The organism is Streptomyces sp. NPDC031049 (assembly GCF_055571015.1).
Genome location: NZ_JBVIGC010000007.1, coordinates 219,391 through 234,911, shown reverse-complemented (window position 1 = coordinate 234,911; position 15,521 = coordinate 219,391). Strand labels below are relative to the sequence as shown.

General features: G+C 72.2%; 15 protein-coding genes and 1 pseudogene. 9 read left to right on the top strand and 7 right to left on the bottom strand.

Going from position 1 to position 15,521, the window contains the following annotated elements:
• Positions 1-96: 96 nt before the first annotated feature.
• Entirely contained in the window at positions 97-1,539 is a 1,443-nt protein-coding gene (locus ACZ45Q_RS14705) for a 3-hydroxybutyrate oligomer hydrolase family protein (RefSeq protein WP_468260048.1), read from the top strand.
• A gap of 51 nt (positions 1,540-1,590) precedes the next feature.
• Here the strand turns inward: ACZ45Q_RS14705 and ACZ45Q_RS14700 are convergent, their stop codons facing one another.
• Together ACZ45Q_RS14700 and ACZ45Q_RS14695 are read right to left on the bottom strand one after the other, a co-directional pair.
• Positions 1,591-1,809, bottom strand: coding sequence for a hypothetical protein (locus ACZ45Q_RS14700; RefSeq protein WP_468260046.1), 219 nt, complete (start codon positions 1,807-1,809; stop codon positions 1,591-1,593).
• Between the two features lie 19 nt (positions 1,810-1,828).
• Positions 1,829-2,212 carry an MBL fold metallo-hydrolase gene (locus tag ACZ45Q_RS14695; protein ID WP_468260043.1) on the bottom strand — a complete coding sequence of 128 codons (384 nt, stop codon included), beginning with the start codon at positions 2,210-2,212 and terminating at the stop codon, positions 1,829-1,831.
• An 809-nt stretch (positions 2,213-3,021) separates the two neighbouring features.
• Here ACZ45Q_RS14695 and ACZ45Q_RS14690 point away from each other — a divergent pair.
• Both ACZ45Q_RS14690 and ACZ45Q_RS14685 read left to right on the top strand, forming a co-directional pair.
• On the top strand, positions 3,022-3,312 hold the full coding sequence (locus ACZ45Q_RS14690; protein ID WP_468260040.1) for a DUF3040 domain-containing protein: 291 nt from the start codon (positions 3,022-3,024) through the stop codon (positions 3,310-3,312).
• 108 nt (positions 3,313-3,420) lie between these two features.
• Positions 3,421-4,950, top strand: a complete 1,530-nt coding sequence (locus tag ACZ45Q_RS14685; RefSeq protein ID WP_468260038.1) for a potassium/proton antiporter — start codon at positions 3,421-3,423, stop codon at positions 4,948-4,950.
• A gap of 64 nt (positions 4,951-5,014) precedes the next feature.
• Here the strand turns inward: ACZ45Q_RS14685 and ACZ45Q_RS14680 are convergent, their stop codons facing one another.
• Positions 5,015-5,710: a TetR/AcrR family transcriptional regulator gene (locus ACZ45Q_RS14680; RefSeq protein WP_468260035.1), complete on the bottom strand. Its 696-nt coding sequence runs from the start codon at positions 5,708-5,710 to the stop codon at positions 5,015-5,017.
• 239 nt (positions 5,711-5,949) lie between these two features.
• On the opposite strand from ACZ45Q_RS14680, the gene ACZ45Q_RS14675 reads away from it, so the two are divergent.
• Positions 5,950-6,858 (top strand): class I SAM-dependent methyltransferase, encoded by a 909-nt coding sequence (locus ACZ45Q_RS14675; protein ID WP_468260032.1) that lies wholly within the window; start codon positions 5,950-5,952, stop codon positions 6,856-6,858.
• A 1,162-nt stretch (positions 6,859-8,020) separates the two neighbouring features.
• Here ACZ45Q_RS14675 and ACZ45Q_RS14670 read toward each other — a convergent pair.
• Entirely contained in the window at positions 8,021-8,416 is a 396-nt protein-coding gene (locus ACZ45Q_RS14670) for a VOC family protein (RefSeq protein WP_344560344.1), read from the bottom strand.
• A 184-nt stretch (positions 8,417-8,600) separates the two neighbouring features.
• On the opposite strand from ACZ45Q_RS14670, the gene ACZ45Q_RS14665 reads away from it, so the two are divergent.
• Positions 8,601-8,924: a hypothetical protein gene (locus tag ACZ45Q_RS14665; RefSeq protein WP_468260029.1), complete on the top strand. Its 324-nt coding sequence runs from the start codon at positions 8,601-8,603 to the stop codon at positions 8,922-8,924.
• A gap of 250 nt (positions 8,925-9,174) precedes the next feature.
• On the opposite strand, the gene ACZ45Q_RS14660 is transcribed toward ACZ45Q_RS14665, so the two are convergent.
• Complete coding sequence (locus ACZ45Q_RS14660) at positions 9,175-10,140, bottom strand: pirin family protein (RefSeq protein WP_468260027.1); 966 nt, start codon at positions 10,138-10,140, stop codon at positions 9,175-9,177.
• A 113-nt stretch (positions 10,141-10,253) separates the two neighbouring features.
• Here ACZ45Q_RS14660 and ACZ45Q_RS14655 point away from each other — a divergent pair, with 113 nt between their 5' ends.
• The 4 genes from ACZ45Q_RS14655 (at position 10,254) to ACZ45Q_RS14640 (ending at position 13,364) form a co-directional block, all read left to right on the top strand.
• On the top strand, positions 10,254-10,604 hold the full coding sequence (locus ACZ45Q_RS14655) for a tetratricopeptide repeat protein (protein ID WP_468260024.1): 351 nt from the start codon (positions 10,254-10,256) through the stop codon (positions 10,602-10,604).
• Between the two features lie 355 nt (positions 10,605-10,959).
• Entirely contained in the window at positions 10,960-11,709 is a 750-nt protein-coding gene (locus ACZ45Q_RS14650; RefSeq protein WP_468260021.1) for an SDR family oxidoreductase, read from the top strand.
• Between the two features lie 95 nt (positions 11,710-11,804).
• Positions 11,805-12,119 carry a nuclear transport factor 2 family protein gene (locus ACZ45Q_RS14645; RefSeq protein WP_468260019.1) on the top strand — a complete coding sequence of 105 codons (315 nt, stop codon included), beginning with the start codon at positions 11,805-11,807 and terminating at the stop codon, positions 12,117-12,119.
• Positions 12,120-12,488: 369 nt separating this feature from the next.
• Positions 12,489-13,364, top strand: coding sequence for a LysR family transcriptional regulator (locus ACZ45Q_RS14640; RefSeq protein ID WP_468260015.1), 876 nt, complete (start codon positions 12,489-12,491; stop codon positions 13,362-13,364).
• A gap of 92 nt (positions 13,365-13,456) precedes the next feature.
• Here the strand turns inward: ACZ45Q_RS14640 and ACZ45Q_RS14635 are convergent.
• Together ACZ45Q_RS14635 and ACZ45Q_RS14630 are read right to left on the bottom strand one after the other, a co-directional pair.
• A pseudogene (locus ACZ45Q_RS14635) lies at positions 13,457-13,870 on the bottom strand (transposase); the annotation flags it as partial.
• 23 nt (positions 13,871-13,893) lie between these two features.
• Positions 13,894-15,309, bottom strand: a complete 1,416-nt coding sequence (locus ACZ45Q_RS14630) for a PepSY-associated TM helix domain-containing protein (RefSeq protein ID WP_468260012.1) — start codon at positions 15,307-15,309, stop codon at positions 13,894-13,896.
• Positions 15,310-15,521: the final 212 nt, after the last annotated feature.

The window sequence follows — 15,521 nt, the reverse complement described above, 5'->3', positions numbered from 1 at the left end:
CGCCCACATGTTCGCGAGTACCACCGGCGGCCTAGCCTCCAGGCCGTCCGCCCCTCACGCACCGCTCGCCCACCGTTCGCACACCGGAGGCTCCTCATGCCCCTGCCGCACGGCTTCACCCGGCGCCCGAGACGGCGCACCACGGTCGGTGTCCTCGCCCTGGCCGCCGCCGCGGCCCTGGTCCCCGCGCCGGCCGGCGCCGCACCGGCCGCCCCCGCTTCCTCCGCTTCCGCCGACCAGCACTGCGCGCGCCTGTCCCATCTGCGGGTGCCGGGGGCCGACCACCAGCGGGCCGAGTGCCTGGACGAGCTGACCACGGCGGGCACGGTGGCCTCGGGCCACACGGACCCGGCCGACTGGGCAGGGCTGACACCGAGGGACCTGTCCGTGCCCAGCGGGGTCCCCGGCATCCAGATCGACGGCTACTTCCCGGACACCTCCACCACCAACACCAACCACGGCTGGGACCACGACGCCCAGTTCGTGATGCGGCTGCCGGACCGCTGGAACGGCGATCTGGTCGTGGCCGGCACGCCGGGCAACCGCGAGCAGTACGCCAACGACCGGGCCATCGCCGACTGGGTGCTGGCCCGCGGCTACGCCTACGCCGCCACCGACAAGGGCAATACCGGCCTCGCCTTCCACCGCGACGGCCGCCGGCCCGGCGACGCCGTCGCCGAGTGGAACACGCGCCTGACCCAGCTCACCCGCGCCGCCCGCGCGGTCGTCACCCAGCGTTACCACCGGCCGCCGGTGCGCACGCTGGCCACCGGCATCTCCAACGGCGGCTACCTGGTGCGCTGGCAGCTGGAGAACCACCCCGAACTGTACGACGGCGGGGTCGACTGGGAAGGGACGCTCTGGCGCGCGGACGGGCCCAACCTGTTCACGTTCCTGCCGCGGGCGCTGCGCCACTACCCGGCCCACGCGGCCGGCGGTCCCGGCGCCGGCCGGGCCCGCGAGGAACTGCACCGCGCGGGTTTCCCGGCCGGCTCGGAGTTCCTGTGGGCCTACCACCACCAGGTCTACTGGGACCTGACCCAGCGCATCTACCGCGAGGAGTTCGACCCCGCCTTCGACGGCGCGGCCCAGGCGGGCACGCCGTACTGCGCCCCGGGCAGCGGCCCGGGCTGTGACGCCGACTACGACTACGCCGCCCGTCCCGACGGCGTCCACCGCGCGGTGGAGCGCGTCGCGCTGACCGGTCGTATCGGCAAACCGCTCATCACCGTCCACGGCACGCTGGACGTGCTGCTGCCCATCGGCGAGGACTCCGACGTCTACGCCCGCATGGTCCGCGAGGCGGGCCGCGACGGCCTGCACCGCTACTACCGCATCGAGGACGGCACCCACACCGACTCCCTGGTCGACGTCTTCCCCGACCGCCTGAGGCCTCTGCTGCCCTGCCACCGCTCGGCCTTCACCGCCCTTGAGGGCTGGCTGACGGCGGGTCAGCGCCCGCCCGCGAGCCACACGGTCGCCCGTCCCGAGGGGGCCGGCCCGGACGCTCTGCTCACCGACTGCCGCCTCGACGGCTGACCCCCGCCGCCGCGGCCACCGCGGCGGCGGGGCGTGGCGGCCGGCGCCGCCTCACAGGTCGACGCTCTCGCCGGGGCGGAGCCGCCGGATCTCGGCGCCGGACCGTTCGGCCTCCATGGCGAGGACGCCGTCCAGGACCTTCAGGCCCCACTCGTTGAGGAGCCCGTCGTGCACGGCGTACGCGCGGCGCGGGTTCGTCCTGCGCAGGTAGCCGATCATGTCGGGGACCGTCGGCCAGGGTGCCTGCCCGGGCAGCAGGAGCGTCGGCACGTCGAGCACGGTCAGGGCGTCACCGGGGTGGAAGACCTCCTCGTCGACGAGGAAACCGACGTTTGTCGACAGGAGGCACGTCCGGGTGGCTGACGTGGTGCCGGTCGCCCTGCACGGCCACCTCGAAGCCCGCGACGGAGAAGCGGTCCCCGTCGCGGACCACCTGCACCCGCTCGCCGAGCGCGCCCGGTTTCCGGGCGACCCCGGGGCAGGTGTAGACGTGCGCCCGGGACCGGCCCAGGCGGTCGGGGTCGACGTGGTCGAAGTGCTCGTGCGTGACGAGGACCGCCTCCGCCCCGGCCAGGGCCTCGGGTTCGGGAGTCATCACCCCCGGGCCGACGACGACCGCCCGTCCGGCCTTCTCCCACCGCACGCAGGCGTGACCGTACTTGGTGATCCGCATGACCCGAACCCTGCCAACGGCCCCGCGCGGCGGCGCCGGCGTTCGCGGTCGGCCGAAAACGCGGCCGTGCGCGCCCTCCTGGGCGTCGACGTCGAGTGCCGTTCCACAGCAGCTCCCTGCCGACCACGTCGCCGGGAACGCTCGTGACCTCGCAACCCTCGGCCAGGGGCCACCCGGGCCTTCCGGGCTTCGGGGGTCCGCGTCGTGCTTGCGAGGCGTGCGGGACCGGATGCCTCGGACCGGCCTGCGACCGGCGCGCACCCGTCGGCGTCCGCTCTACAGGTTTGGCCCGCCCGCATTTGGGTGCCGGACCCGATGGCGGTCGCCGTGCGCCGCGGGTGAGGGTGTGATCGATCCCTTCCGGGCGCGGTGACCCTCGTACGGCGGAGGCGACCGCCGGCACGGCGCCGGTCGCCGGGCCGGTGCGGGCGGGCATGCGGCCGGCGCGGGCGGTCGGTGCGGGCGGGCGGTGCGGGCGGTCGGTCGGTCGGTCGGTCGGTGCGCCGACGGTGGTCTGCCGTGGACGGTGACGGTTCCTGTGCCGGGCTCCGGTGCCGGGGTCCGTTTACCGGGGTCCGGTCTGCCGCCCGCGGTGATCGGCGGCCTCCCTGGTCCTTGTTTCCGTCACCGTCACCGTCGCCCTCGCCCTCGCCTTCGCCTTCGCCTCGACGGGCGCGTACGCGTGGCTGCGGCACTTCGTCCTGGTGTGATCGTGATGCCCCTTCCGTCCCCGCTCAGCAAGGAGAGCAGATGCCCCGGACCGCCGACCGCGACACCGGCCCACGGCCCCGCGCCGAGAGGAGGCGGGCATGGCCGGAACCGATGACGAGCGGCTCGGTGAGATCGAGGCCCTGCTGCACCGGGAGGACCCCCGGTTCGCCCGCGCCCTCGGGGCGGGCCGCCCCTGCCGGCCCCGCGAGTACCGGCGCGCCCCGGCCTGGACGCTCCTCGTCGTGGCCGTGGCCGCACTGGGCGGCGGCCTGGTCCTGGCGCACGGGCTGCTCATCGCCGCCGGCCTGGTCCTGGCCGGGACGGCCGGGGAACTCCTCGACCCGAACCGCACCCCGCGCGGGCACCGTTCCCCGCCACCGCCGCCCTGACCTCAGCGCCCCGCGCAGGACCACCGACGGCCCGCGTACGACCACCAGCGCCCCGCACACGACCACCGACAGCCCGCGCACGACCGCCGACGACACGAGGACCCGTCGATGACCCTGTCCGAGCTGTACCTGACGCTGCTGATCGGCGGCACCGTACTGCTGGCCAGCATCGCCGCCGCCCGTGCCGCCCACCGCATCGGCCTGCCCAGCCTGCTGCTGTTCCTCGCGGTCGGCGTGATCGCCGGCGAGGACGTGCTCGGCCTCCAGTTCGACGACGCCCAGCTGGCTCAGGCCATGGGCGCCGCCGCGCTGGCGGTCATCCTGGTCGAAGGCGGCCTGACCACCCAGTGGAGCGACGTCCGCCGGCTGCTGGCGCCGGCCGCGGTGCTCGCCACCGCCGGCGTGGCCGTCTCCGTCGTGGTGACCGCCGCCGGTGCGCACTGGCTGCTGGGCATGGACTGGCACCTGGCCCTGCTGCTCGGCGCGATCGTCTCCTCCACCGACGCCGCCGCCGTCTTCGCCGTCCTGCGCGCACTGCCGCTGCCGCAGCGACTGACCGGCCTGGTGGAGGCCGAATCCGGCTTCAACGACGCGCCCACCATCATCCTCGTCCTGGTCTTCTCCACCGCCACCGCCGATCTCCCCGACCCCGCGTCCGTCGTCGGGAACCTGCTCTACCAACTCGCGGTCGGCGGCACCCTCGGCGTGCTGATCGGCCGCCTCGGCACCGCCGCGCTGCGGCACATCGCGCTGCCCGCGACCGGCCTGTACCCACTGGCCACGGTCGGCTTCGGCATCATCGCGTTCGCCGCGGCCGGAGCGGTGAACGCCAGCGGCATCATCGCCGCCTATCTCTCGGGTCTGGTGCTGGGCAACGCCAAGCTCCCCCACCGCGCCGCCACCCGCTCCTTCGCCGAGGGCGCCGGCTGGCTGGCCCAGATCGGCCTGTTCGTCATGCTGGGGCTGCTGGTCGACCCGAGCGAGCTGCCCTCGGCGATCCTCCCGGCCCTCGTCGTCGGCCTGGTGCTGCTACTGGCCGCCCGTCCCGTCTCCGTGCTGGCCTGTCTGCTGCCGTTCCGCGTCCCCTGGCGGGAACAGGCGTTCATCTCCTGGGCCGGGCTGCGCGGTGCCGTCCCCATCGTGCTGGCGACGTTCCCCATCGTCGCCGGGGTCGCCGGCGCCCGCGACGTCCTCAACATCGTCTTCGTCCTCGTGGTGCTGTTCACCCTGATCCAGGGTCCCGCGCTGCCCGCCGTCGCCCGGCGGCTGGGTCTGACCCGCTCCGACGCGCTGCGGGAGATCCAGGTCGAGACGGCACCGCTCGACGTCCTCGACGCCGACCTGCTCACCGTCGCCATTCCGCGGGGCTCCCGGCTGCACGGCGTCGCCGTGTTCGAACTGCGGCTGCCGCATCCGACGGTGGTCACCCTGATCGTCCGCGACGGCGCCACCATCGTTCCCGACCGCGACACCGTGCTGCGTGCGGGCGACGAGCTTCTGCTCATCACCACCGCCGACACCCGGGAGGCCGCGGAGCGCAGGCTCCGGGCCATCGGACGACGCGGCAAGCTCGCCCGCTGGCTCGGCGAGCGCGGCGCCCCCGAGTCGGAGCCCGCCGCCCCCGCGCGCGCCGAGTAGCAGCCGTCCGTACGCGAACGGCTCGGCCCGTCGGTGCAGGGCCTGCGCTCCGCCGGGGAGAGGGTCAGCCCCTGCGGGCCGTCGCCCCGGTGCCGTCCTCCACCAGGCGCCGCAGTGCGGGGAGCAGCGCGTCGATGTCCTGCCCGGACCTGAACGCGACGACGGTCGTGCCGCCGGGCTCCGCCGGGGAGGGACGCGCCGGGAAGAGGGCGAGGACCTCGCGCATCGCGTCGTCCAGCTCGGCCACCGGGTCGGACGACTCACCGCGCAGCCATCGCCGCAGCACATGGTTGTGGGCGGCGACCACCGCCGCGGCCATCAGTTCGGCCCTCAGGGACGCCGGCTCCGTCGGGTCGCCCATCCAGTCCCGGATGAACTCCCGGAACAGCCGCTGGTAGCGGGCCACGCTGGCGATCTCGCGGTCCCGCAGGGCGGCCACCTTGCTGGTCAGCGCGTACCGCCGCCGCGCAAGGTCCCCCTCGTCCAGGTAGTGCAGCAGCACCAGCCGGACCGCGTCGGACACGGCGACCAGCGCGGTGCTGTCGCTCGACGTCTCCAGCCTGCGCGTGATCAGCTCCAGGAGGCGGTCATGGTCGGGGAAGATCACGTCTTCCTTGGACCGGTAGTGCCGGAAGAACGTCGTACGCCCGACCCCTGCTCGCTCGGCGATGTCGTCGACGGTCGTCTGCTCGTAACCACGCTCGTCGAACAGGGCGAACGCGGCGTCTGCGAGTCGGACCCGCGCGGGTGGCTTGCTCATGGACGCTCATCTTTCCTCGTCCCTCCGCACCGGTGCCACCGGCCCCGGGCCGATGCCCCGCCGGGCCCGCCGCTCACCCGACCCGTCGCGGTAGGGGGCGAGGCAGCGGATCAGCGCGTGCCGGAATCGCCGTGCGGCGTGCCATCACGGAAGCCGCCCGCCCTCCTCAGCACCCTGCCCAGGAGGTCTGCCTGTGTTGCCGCTGTCCAGGGGCCACACGATGGCGTCATCATGAAGCTATGACGGATGCGACGGACGAACCGGTCTTCCCGCCCAGCCCCGACGATCCGCACGACACACGGAGCGCGGACAACCTGGTGAACACGGAGCAGGCCGCGGCCTGGAACGGCTACGAGGGCCGACACTGGGCCGACCACCAGGACCGCTACGACGCCCTCAACGACGGGGCCAACACCCCGCTCCTCGACGCGGCGGCCCTCACGTCGGCCGACCGCGTCCTCGACATCGGCTGCGGCAACGGCCGTACGACCCGCCTCGCCGCCGCGCGCGCCGCATACGCCCTGGGCATCGACCTGTCGGCGCCCATGCTGGAACGAGCCCGGACCAGCGCCGCCGCCGAATCCATCGACAACGTGGACTTCGTCCAGGCCGACGCCCAGGTGTACGACATCGGGCAGGCCGCCTTCGACGCCGCCGTCAGCCGCTTCGGCGTCATGTTCTTCGCCGACCCGGTCGAGGGTTTCCGCAACATCGGACGCGCCCTGCGCCCCGGGGGGCGCCTCGCCTTCGTCTGCCCGCAGCCGTTCGACCGCATGGACCAGTCCACGATCTTCGCGGCGATCGCGCACCACGTACGGCTGCCCGACCTGTCCCGATCGACCGGCCCGAGCCCGCTCGCCTTCGCCGACCCCGACACCACCCGACGGGTCCTGGCCGCCGCCGGCTTCGACGACGTGGCCGTGGAGGGCATCGAGGCGCCCCAGTACTGGGGCAAGGACACCGACGACGCAGCCGGCTTCCTCTTCGGCTTCGGCCCGCTGCGCCACTGGCTGCACGAGGCCAACGCCGATCCCGGTACGGAAGAGCGCGCCCGGCAGGCCGCGGCGGACGCCTTCCGCACCTATCAGACCGAGGGTGGCGTGCAACTGATGGGCCGCTACTGGCTCGTCACCGCTGTACACCCGTGAGGCACCGGATCCGCATCGCGAACACCGCTTCACTCTGGGTCCCACATCGCCTACGACCTGTCGGCATCTGACGCTGGGTGGCCGGGCGGCCGGATCGCTCTGGCCGTCCCTCTTACGGGAGCACGGACGGGGATGCCGAGGTCTTCGGCGACGACGCCGTCAAGGTTGGTGCAGGTAGCTGCCCACCGTAGCGAGACCTCTGAGGGTAGGTCGCGGCCGTAGACGGTTACGGGGCCCAGTAGCACTTTGACGCAAGGACGGAGATCGACGGCCGGAAAGCGGATCGTGAGAGCCTCGGACGTTGAGCAGATCTGCGGTCGTTCGGGGGCCGGAGAAGCGGATGCTCTGTCATATGGAGTCCCCGGCAAGGCTGCCGGACGGCCTGGGAGTATCCCGACTGCAGAGGGAGATGACGGCGGCGACATGCACCTCGCCGTGTGTGTCCACGCCCAGGACGACCTCGCGCCGAACCGGCGGATCCATGTCGGAGGAGGAGCTGTGCTTTCTGCTCGTTCTACTCGTCGTGGTGGTTCACCTTCCGCGTCGTGACGTGCTGAGTAGCCGACACTGGCCCGGGCGATCTGAACTGTGACGGCGCCTGATCAGCGGCAAAGCCCCTATGGCCATCGTCCTACGGGTACGTCCGGTGGGGGCACCCCCTGATCCGTCTTGCCGGTCGCCTTTCATCGGTCGTCGCACGAGCGGGTTTCGAGCCCTCTCGCCCAAGCACGTTGCCGTGCTCGACACAGACGCACACAGGGCCGACTAGCTTGTCCGGCCGCGCTCCGGCGATAACTGCAGCAGGTGTTCGCCTGTTCGACCGCACCCTCGGGACACATCCGGTTGGTGGCCGACGCAACCGCTCCTTCCCCCGTGTCCCAGGCGGTGAGGCGGACCTGTCCAGCAAGTCAGCATGGGGCGTTACTCGTTCATGTCAGAGGCTCCCGGTAGCGTTCCGCTACGAACGCAGAGAGACCTGGATAGCCCTGGCAGCGGTCGTCATATCCGTGGCCGCAGCCGTCGTCAGCATCCACCAGGCCAAGACCGCCAAGGACTCGGCGCGCCGCCCAGAAGCAGGTCGTCGCCACCAAGGAAGCCAATGAGGTCTTCTCGGCAACCGGCGGTTGCGGTGTGTGATGGGGGTCGGGCACCCGCTCGCGGTCTAGGTCTGCGGTGCCAGGGTGCGCAGGACGCAGAACTCGTTGCCCTCCGGGTCTGCCATGACCACCCAGTTCCGGTCCGACCCCTGGCCCACATCCGTCTTGGTGGCGCCGAGGCCGAGTAATCTGGTCACCTCGTCCTCGGTGCTGCCGTCGATCGGGCTGACGTCGAGGTGAAGCCGGTTCTTCACGGTCTTTCCCTCGGGTACCTGGATGAACAGCAGGGTGGGCGGCATCTGACGGGCCCGGACATCCTCGACGGTCGGCACCCAGGAGCCGATCTCGACCTTGCCCTCGCTCCGGTCGATCACCTTGAAGTCCAGGACCTCGCACCAGAAGGCCGCGAGCCTCTCCGGATCGTGGCAGTCAACGGCCAACTCGGTGAACCTACTTGTCATGGCTCTCCCCAGGTAGTGCGGACGGGGCTCAGGGTATTGGCCACGCCGCCCGTCCGACAGATCCGCGATCTTCCTGGCAGACCAGGGCCGTCAGACGGGCTCGACCTGGCATCGGATACGCGAGAAGCCCCTGGCAGGAACTGGTCTGCGAAGATCACGTTCCGGAACGCAGAGGCTTCACGCGTTGACCAGTATCACCTGCACCCCAACACTCGACGTCGGCAGGAAGACCGCCGAGACTCTCGTCCAACTCTTGCGCAAGCACCGCGAACGGCTCGGCACCCGCAGAGGGACCCGCGCTCCGGGCGTGTTCAAGCAGGGTGTCCTGGTGCTGCGGTGGTTCGTCGAGCAGATGGCCCAGCAGGCCATGCAGCAGCGCCGACAAGCAGCCGAGGCGGGGCGGGCGTCCCAGCGTGAGGCCGAGAAGGTACGCGTGGAGCTCGGCGGGAACGGCGGATCGCTGACGGTTCGAAGCGCCAACCACAGCATCGGCCCACCCAGCCTGTAGCTACCCTCCTACCGCCGCAAAGGCAGACACCAACCCTACTGATACCTGATGACGCGTCAGTAGAGTCAGCAAAGGGTTAGCAAGGGTCCTGCCACAGCCACCCACAGACGGAGACACCGTGGAATGGCGCAGCACCACGCATTGGGCATCCAACGCGCCCAGCCGCGCTCCCGCACACGACGGAACCGCGGAAGACAACGCACGGCAGCGAGCCATCGCCCGTCACCGGACAATCAGCCATTCTCGCAGGTCAGCGCACCCTTCCCCGTGGCTTCAGCGGCGTCGCCGGCAGCTCGGGCGCCGGCAGCGGGGCACCGTCGTACCCCTTCACTTCGCCGAACCGCGTGCCTTCCATCCAGTCGCGGCGCGCCTGCTCGATCTCCTCCTGCGACCGTCCGATCCAGTTCCAGAACATGATCAGCTCTTCCTCGAACGGCTCGCCGCCCAGGAGCATCAGGCCCGCGTCCGACTCGGCCCGCAGCGGGAGTTCGGTGCGGCCGCAGCCGAGGTAGAGCATGGAGCCCGGCAGCACCGGCACGCCGTCGACGTGGGCCTGGCCGGACATCGCGAGCACGGCGTACTCGAAGTCCGCCTCCAGCGGCAGGCGGACGTCCGCGCCGCGGGCGAGGGCCAGGTCGGCGCCGACCAGGGGGGTGTACGTCGTGCCGGGCGAGGTCGTGCCGTCGAGGCTGCCGAGGAGCAGCGTGGCCGTCAGACCGGGTGCGGTGACGGAGGGCAGCTCGGGGTGGTACTCGAAGTGCGGTGCGGTGTGGCGGTGGGCGTCGGGGAGGGCGACCCACAGCTGGGCGCCGTGCAGGAAGCGGGCGTGGGAGCGGGGGCTCTCCTCGGAGTGGCTGATCGCCCGGCCGGAGGTCATCAGCCCCAGCTCACGGGGCCGGATCGTCTGGAGGCTGCCGGTGGAGTCGCGGTGCAGGACCTCGCCCTCGTGCAGCCAGCTGACCGTCTGCAGGCCCATGTGCGGGTGCGGCGGCACCTGCATGCCCGGCTCGTCGGCGATGTCGTCGGGGCCGTAGTGGTCGACGAAGCACCAGGCACCGACCATGCGGCGCCCCAGGTTCGGCAGGAGCCTGCGGACCTCGGTGGACTCCCCCAGCGGGACGCGGCGAGGGCTGAGGAGTTCGCGCACGGGCTCCGCCACCACGAAGCCACGGCCGCCGCACACCGCGGGAACCGCCTGGCGATCGAGATTGCTCATGGCGACCAACCTAGCCCCGCCCCGGCCGCCCGTCAGTCGGTCGACGCACCCCGGCGAGAGTCATGGAATGTTCAACCACTTTCCTCGGTTGTGCAGGTCGAAGGAGGTCAGGCGTGAACACGACGTACTACGACCACGGAACACCGGCGGAGCGCTGGGAGCGGGCGCGGATGTTCTTCGACGCCAAGGACTACGCCGCCGCGGCACGTGTCCTGGGCGGGCTGGTCGAGGAGGTGCCGGAGCAGACCGGGCCGCGGCTGCTGCTGGCCCGCGCCTACTACCACTCGGCCCAGCTGCGGCGCGCGGAGGCCGAGCTGCGGACGATCGTCGAGCGGGAACCGGTGGAGCACTACGCCCGGCTGATGCTGGGCCGCACGCTCCAGCGGCAGGGCCGGCAGGAGGAGGCCGAGCCCCATCTGCGGATCGCCTCCGCGCTGGCCGGCGACTTCGCCGGGAGCCCCTGACCCGCACCGGCGGTGCCCGGTTCCGTCACGGCGGAACCGGGCACCGGCATGCCGGCGGCGCGGCAGCACCCCGGGTGCGCAGCCGGTCCTAGGCAGTTTCCTTCGGATCAATCGATCGTCGGTCCGGGTGCGCCGCTGGCTGATGCGCAGTGGGCGCAGATCGAGCCGTTGCTCCCGGACCGGACGCCGAAGCGGGGTGGCCGCCGGCGGGACCATCGTCCCCTGACTGTGGGTACCGATGATGCTTGTGGAGCGACCCGAAACTTCTGTTACCCGATGCCCGGAATGTCTACCTAGGCTCGTCTGTGGAGCGTGATCAAGACGATCGCCGGCACGGACGTGAGGAGTGCGGAGCATGACTGAGAACACGCTGAGGGACAAGGTCGCCGTCGTCGGCGGTGGCGAGAAGAACCTGGGCGGGCTGATCAGCAGGACGTTCGCGGAGGCCGGGGCGAAGGTGGTCGTGCATTACCACAGCTCCGAGAGTGACGCCGAGCAGACGGTCAAGGCGATCCAGGAGACCGGAGGGCAGGCCGTCTCCGTCCAGGGGGACCTGACGAAGGTGGCCGACGTACGGCGGCTCTTCGACACGGCGGCGGACACCTACGGCGGCGCCGACCTCGCGGTCAACACCACCGGGATGGTGCTGCGCAAGCCGATCCTGGAGACCACGGAGGAAGAGTACGACCGCATGTTCGGCATCAACGCCAAGGCGGCGTACTTCTTCATCCAGGAGGCCGGACGCCGGCTGAACGACCACGGCAAGATCATCAGCCTGGGCACGTCGCTGCTGGCCGCCTTCACCGACGGCTACTCCACCTACGCCGGCGGCAAGGCGCCGCTGGAGCACTTCACCCGGGCGGCGGCCAAGGAGTTCGCGGACCGCGGTATCTCCGTGAACGTGGTGGCCCCGGGGCCGATGGACACACCGTTCTTCTACGGTCAGGAGACCCCGGAGCGGGTGGAGTTCCACAAGTCGCAGGCGATGGGCAACCAGCTCACCCACATCGAGGACATTGTCCCGATCATCGGGTTCCTGGCCACCGAAGGCTGGTGGTTCACCGGTCAGACGATGTTCCCCAACGGGGGCTACACCACCCGCTGACCCCGTGCCCCTCCCGGCGGGGCGTCCCGGCCGGCCCCCGGGCACGGCCGGGTCCACCCGCGTCGGTGCCTCGCGCGAAACACCAGGAGGTCGTGATGACCGCACAACCGAGTGACCCCGCGGTGGCCGCCTTCGTCGCCGCCGTCAACGCCGGCGACAAGGACGCCTTCTTCGCCACGCTGACCGATGACGCCACCATGGCCGACGACGGCACCGACCGTGACCTCGCGGCGTGGGCGGAGCGTGAGATCTTCTCCTCGAACGGCCGCATGGACGTCGAGGACGTCTCCGCCGACGGCCGGACCCTGACGGCCACGTATACCAACGCCACCTGGGGCAGTATGCGCACGCGGTGGGCCTTCACCGTCACGGACGGGCGCATCAGCCGCTTCGAGACCGGCCAAGCCTGACGCGGTCTTCTTCCGCCATCCGGGGTACGGGGCTGTCATGGGAGCACCCCCCGGCCGCATGGCTCGCTCACCGGCCCAGCTCGTGGCCGGGGGCGAGCCATGCCGGCCCAGCTCGCGGCCGGCGGGTGGGCCATCCGGCGGTCCTGGGGGATGCGTGCAGCACAACATCAATGCCATCCAGGACGTCGATCGCGAACTAGGCGGACCGGCCCGCTCGACGCCTGTGCCTGTGGCGTCCCGGCCGGGCAGGAAGGATCAGCACACCCGCCCTGGGAATCGGCGGCGCCGTCCTGGGCATGGGCCTGACGGTGGCCGCCACGCTGGCAGCCGACCTCTTCTCCGTCCGCCATCGAGCCGAGAGGCGTTGAGGTGCGCCTGGACCTGAACAAACTCGACCACCTGATCGCCGTCGCCGAGGAAGGCAGCCTCACCCGCGCCGCCGCCCGGCTCCACCTGTCCCAACAGGCCCTGTCCACCTCCATCCGGGTCCTCGAACGGGAAGTCGGGGTTCCGCTGCTGGAGCGCGGCAGCGCGGGCGTCACCGTCCTGCCCGCCGGAGCGGCCCTGATCGACGATGCCCGCGTCCTCAACGGCATGGCCCGCGCAGCCCTGCGCCGCGCCCGGCACATCGGACGCGGCGAGACCCAGGCGCTCCGCATCGGCTACACCCCCGCCGTCACCGGCGACGAACTCGTCACCCTGCTCGCACCAGTGGTCGAAGCCCACCCCGACATCACCCCCGAGATCCACCAGCGCTACCCCTCCGAGCTGACCGCCGCTCTCCTCGCCGGCGACCTCGACATCGGCCTGTGCCGCGCAATGACGCCCGCTCACGGTCTGACCCGCACCACCCTTGGCCACCAGCGCCTGCACATCGCCGTCGCCTGTGACCACCCCCTGGCCGCCCGCACATCCGTGACCCTGCCCGAACTCGCCCATGAGACCTTCCTGGTCTGGGGCACCCCCGGCCGCTCCGGCTACACCGACCTCCTCATCGAGCACTGCCGCAACGCCGGTTTCGAACCGAACACCGAACGCACCGCACGCCAAGGCACACCCCCCGTCACAGCCGTCATCGGCACCCGCCACATCGCCTTCGTCACCACACCACCGAGCCCCGCAGCGGGCGGCAAAGCGCACGTCCTCGCCCTCGAACCCCCCATCTACGCGCCACTCCACGCGCTCTACCTCCCCCGCACCACCTGCCCCAGCCGCACTACCCTCCTCACCCACGTGAGGCTCTGAGCAGGAAACAGGCGTGTGCCGAACGACTCCTGGCGATCCTCTTCCGGGCCTGGTAGGGAGCAGCGGCCCCCCCAGGGGCGAGCGGGCCGACCAGGTGGCCTGCCGCCTCGGCTGCCCCGACGGAGCCGGTGTCCGCGCTGGTCTGCGGGGACGGGGATCACTGCCCGGATGCCGCGCTTGCGCAGGTGCTCGCGGATCGCACGGAAGGAGTACGCCTTGCCGGCCAGGACCAGGTCCGGTCTGGTGCGAGGTCGGCCTCGCGGGCGGGGAACGCGTAGGCGTGCCACGACCTCGGTGGACGAGGGTGCATCGCCGGCCCGGCCTGCGGCGAGAACGAACGCGAGGGGGCAGCGGGCGTCGGCTGCGAGGGGGACCTTCGTGGTCGGTCCGCCGCGGGAGCCGCCGATGGCGTGGTCACCGGGTTCGCCGGGCCGGGGCCCCTTCTTGCGGGCTCCGGCCGCGTGCTGGTCGGCCCGCACGATCGTGGAGTCGACCGAGACGGCCCAGAGATTGATCCGAACGAAACTGCCTAGCCGCCGGTGCCCGCACCCCCGTACGTCCGCCGGCCCCGGCGGTACGCGATCTCGCCCAGGAGCACGTCGACCGCGAGGAAGGCGGCCAGCGGGATGCCGAGCAGCGGGACGAAGTAGCCGACGACGGCGACGGCGGCCAGCAACGGCACCAGGAGCTGCGGCGGCACCTGCTGCCACGCGCCGCGCGGCACGGGACGGCCGAAGGCGGAGCCGCGTCCTCGCTGCCACCACATGCGGTAGCCCCAGACGATCAGCAGGACCAGCGCGAGCGCGAGCAGCATCAGGGCGATCTGGTTGGCCAGCCCGAAGAGGATGCCGGTGTGCAGGTCGATCCCCCAGCGGGTCAGCTTGGCGAGCACCGGGTAGTCGGCGAACCGCAGCGTATCGGTGACCTCGCCGGTCGCCGGGTCGATGGCGACCGAGTCCTGTTTCGTGGGCCAGCTGCGCTGCACCTGCTTGACGACGTACGCCGTCCCCGCGTCCGCGGGCGGGACGATCTCCACCGGATCGGTCAGCCCTTCGGCGCGCGCGGCGGCCAGCACCGTGTCCAGGCCGACGCCGTGGTCGGCGGTGCCCCCGGCGCCGGCCGCGGCGCCGTGGCCGGCGTGCTCGCCGCCCGGCGCGCCCGCCGAGACGGACGGGGTGGTCTGGCCGAGGGACGCGCGCAGGTCGCCGATGTGCGCCCCCGCGTACGCCGACCAGGTCAGGCCGGTCGCGGACAGCACGAGGAACCCGGCGGCGGCCCAGGCGCCGACCGTGCCGTGCAGGCCGAGGGTGCGGCGCCGGCCCTTGGTGCCGCGCAGCCTGCGCCGGGCGCGGCGGCGGGAGAACCACAGCACCAGGCCGCCGCCGGCGATCACCCACAGCCAGCTGGCGGCGAACTCGCTGTAGAGCCGGCCCGGTTCGCCGAGGTGCAGGTCGCGGTGGAACTCGTCGATCCAGGTGCGCAGCGGCAGCGCGCCGGTGGAGCCGTACTGTTCGAGGGCGCCCTCGACCTTTCCGGTGTACGGGTCGACGAACACCGCGAGCGTGTGGTCCGGGTCGACGCCCTCGACGCCGGACAGCAGCACCCTGGTGGTGGCGTCGGCCTCGGGGGACGGGCGTATCGCCGACACCGTGCCCTCGGGGTGGGCCGCGCGGGCGGCGGCGACCTGCTCCGACACCGGCAGCCGGTGCTCGCCCACGGGCACGGTCAGCTCGTCCGCGTACACGATCTTCTCGGCCTGGAAGGACGCGGCGTACAGCAGGCCCGTGACGGCGGCCACGAGCAGGAAGGGGGCGACGAACAGCCCGGCGTAGAAGTGCAGGCGGAGCACGAGCGGGCGCAGCGGGGACCTGCGGCCGGCGGGTGGAGCGGCCGGGTCGGAGGCCGGCGGGGCCTCGTCCGTGGGGGTCGAGGGAGCGGTGGTCATCGATGGTCTCTCCGGGGACGTGGGGGTGTGGCGGTGCAGTGGTCGGGGCGTGGGTGCCCCTGGTTCCCGACACCCCGTGTGGTACGGGTCACACAGAGGGCCGTTCCCCGGGCGCCGGAGAGGGCGGCCGGCGCGGCGGGAACTCCTGGCGTGCGCCGGCCTGTCGCCGGGCCGGGTGAGGAACTGCCCACCCATGCCGGCTCGTTGCCCGT

Excerpts from the sequence above, each read along its gene's own strand:
- ACZ45Q_RS14675 (WP_468260032.1), top strand. The coding sequence starts at position 5,950 with ATGACGGATGCGACGGACGAACCGGTCTTCCCGCCCAGCCCCGACGAT.
- ACZ45Q_RS14670 (WP_344560344.1), bottom strand. The coding sequence starts at position 8,416 with ATGACAAGTAGGTTCACCGAGTTGGCCGTTGACTGCCACGATCCGGAG.
- ACZ45Q_RS14645 (WP_468260019.1), top strand. The coding sequence starts at position 11,805 with ATGACCGCACAACCGAGTGACCCCGCGGTGGCCGCCTTCGTCGCCGCC.
- ACZ45Q_RS14695 (WP_468260043.1), bottom strand. The coding sequence starts at position 2,212 with ATGCGGATCACCAAGTACGGTCACGCCTGCGTGCGGTGGGAGAAGGCC.
- ACZ45Q_RS14685 (WP_468260038.1), top strand. The coding sequence starts at position 3,421 with ATGACCCTGTCCGAGCTGTACCTGACGCTGCTGATCGGCGGCACCGTA.
- ACZ45Q_RS14680 (WP_468260035.1), bottom strand. The coding sequence starts at position 5,710 with ATGAGCAAGCCACCCGCGCGGGTCCGACTCGCAGACGCCGCGTTCGCC.
- ACZ45Q_RS14630 (WP_468260012.1), bottom strand. The coding sequence starts at position 15,309 with ATGACCACCGCTCCCTCGACCCCCACGGACGAGGCCCCGCCGGCCTCC.
- ACZ45Q_RS14690 (WP_468260040.1), top strand. The coding sequence starts at position 3,022 with ATGGCCGGAACCGATGACGAGCGGCTCGGTGAGATCGAGGCCCTGCTG.
- ACZ45Q_RS14660 (WP_468260027.1), bottom strand. The coding sequence starts at position 10,140 with ATGAGCAATCTCGATCGCCAGGCGGTTCCCGCGGTGTGCGGCGGCCGT.
- ACZ45Q_RS14705 (WP_468260048.1), top strand. The coding sequence starts at position 97 with ATGCCCCTGCCGCACGGCTTCACCCGGCGCCCGAGACGGCGCACCACG.
- ACZ45Q_RS14650 (WP_468260021.1), top strand. The coding sequence starts at position 10,960 with ATGACTGAGAACACGCTGAGGGACAAGGTCGCCGTCGTCGGCGGTGGC.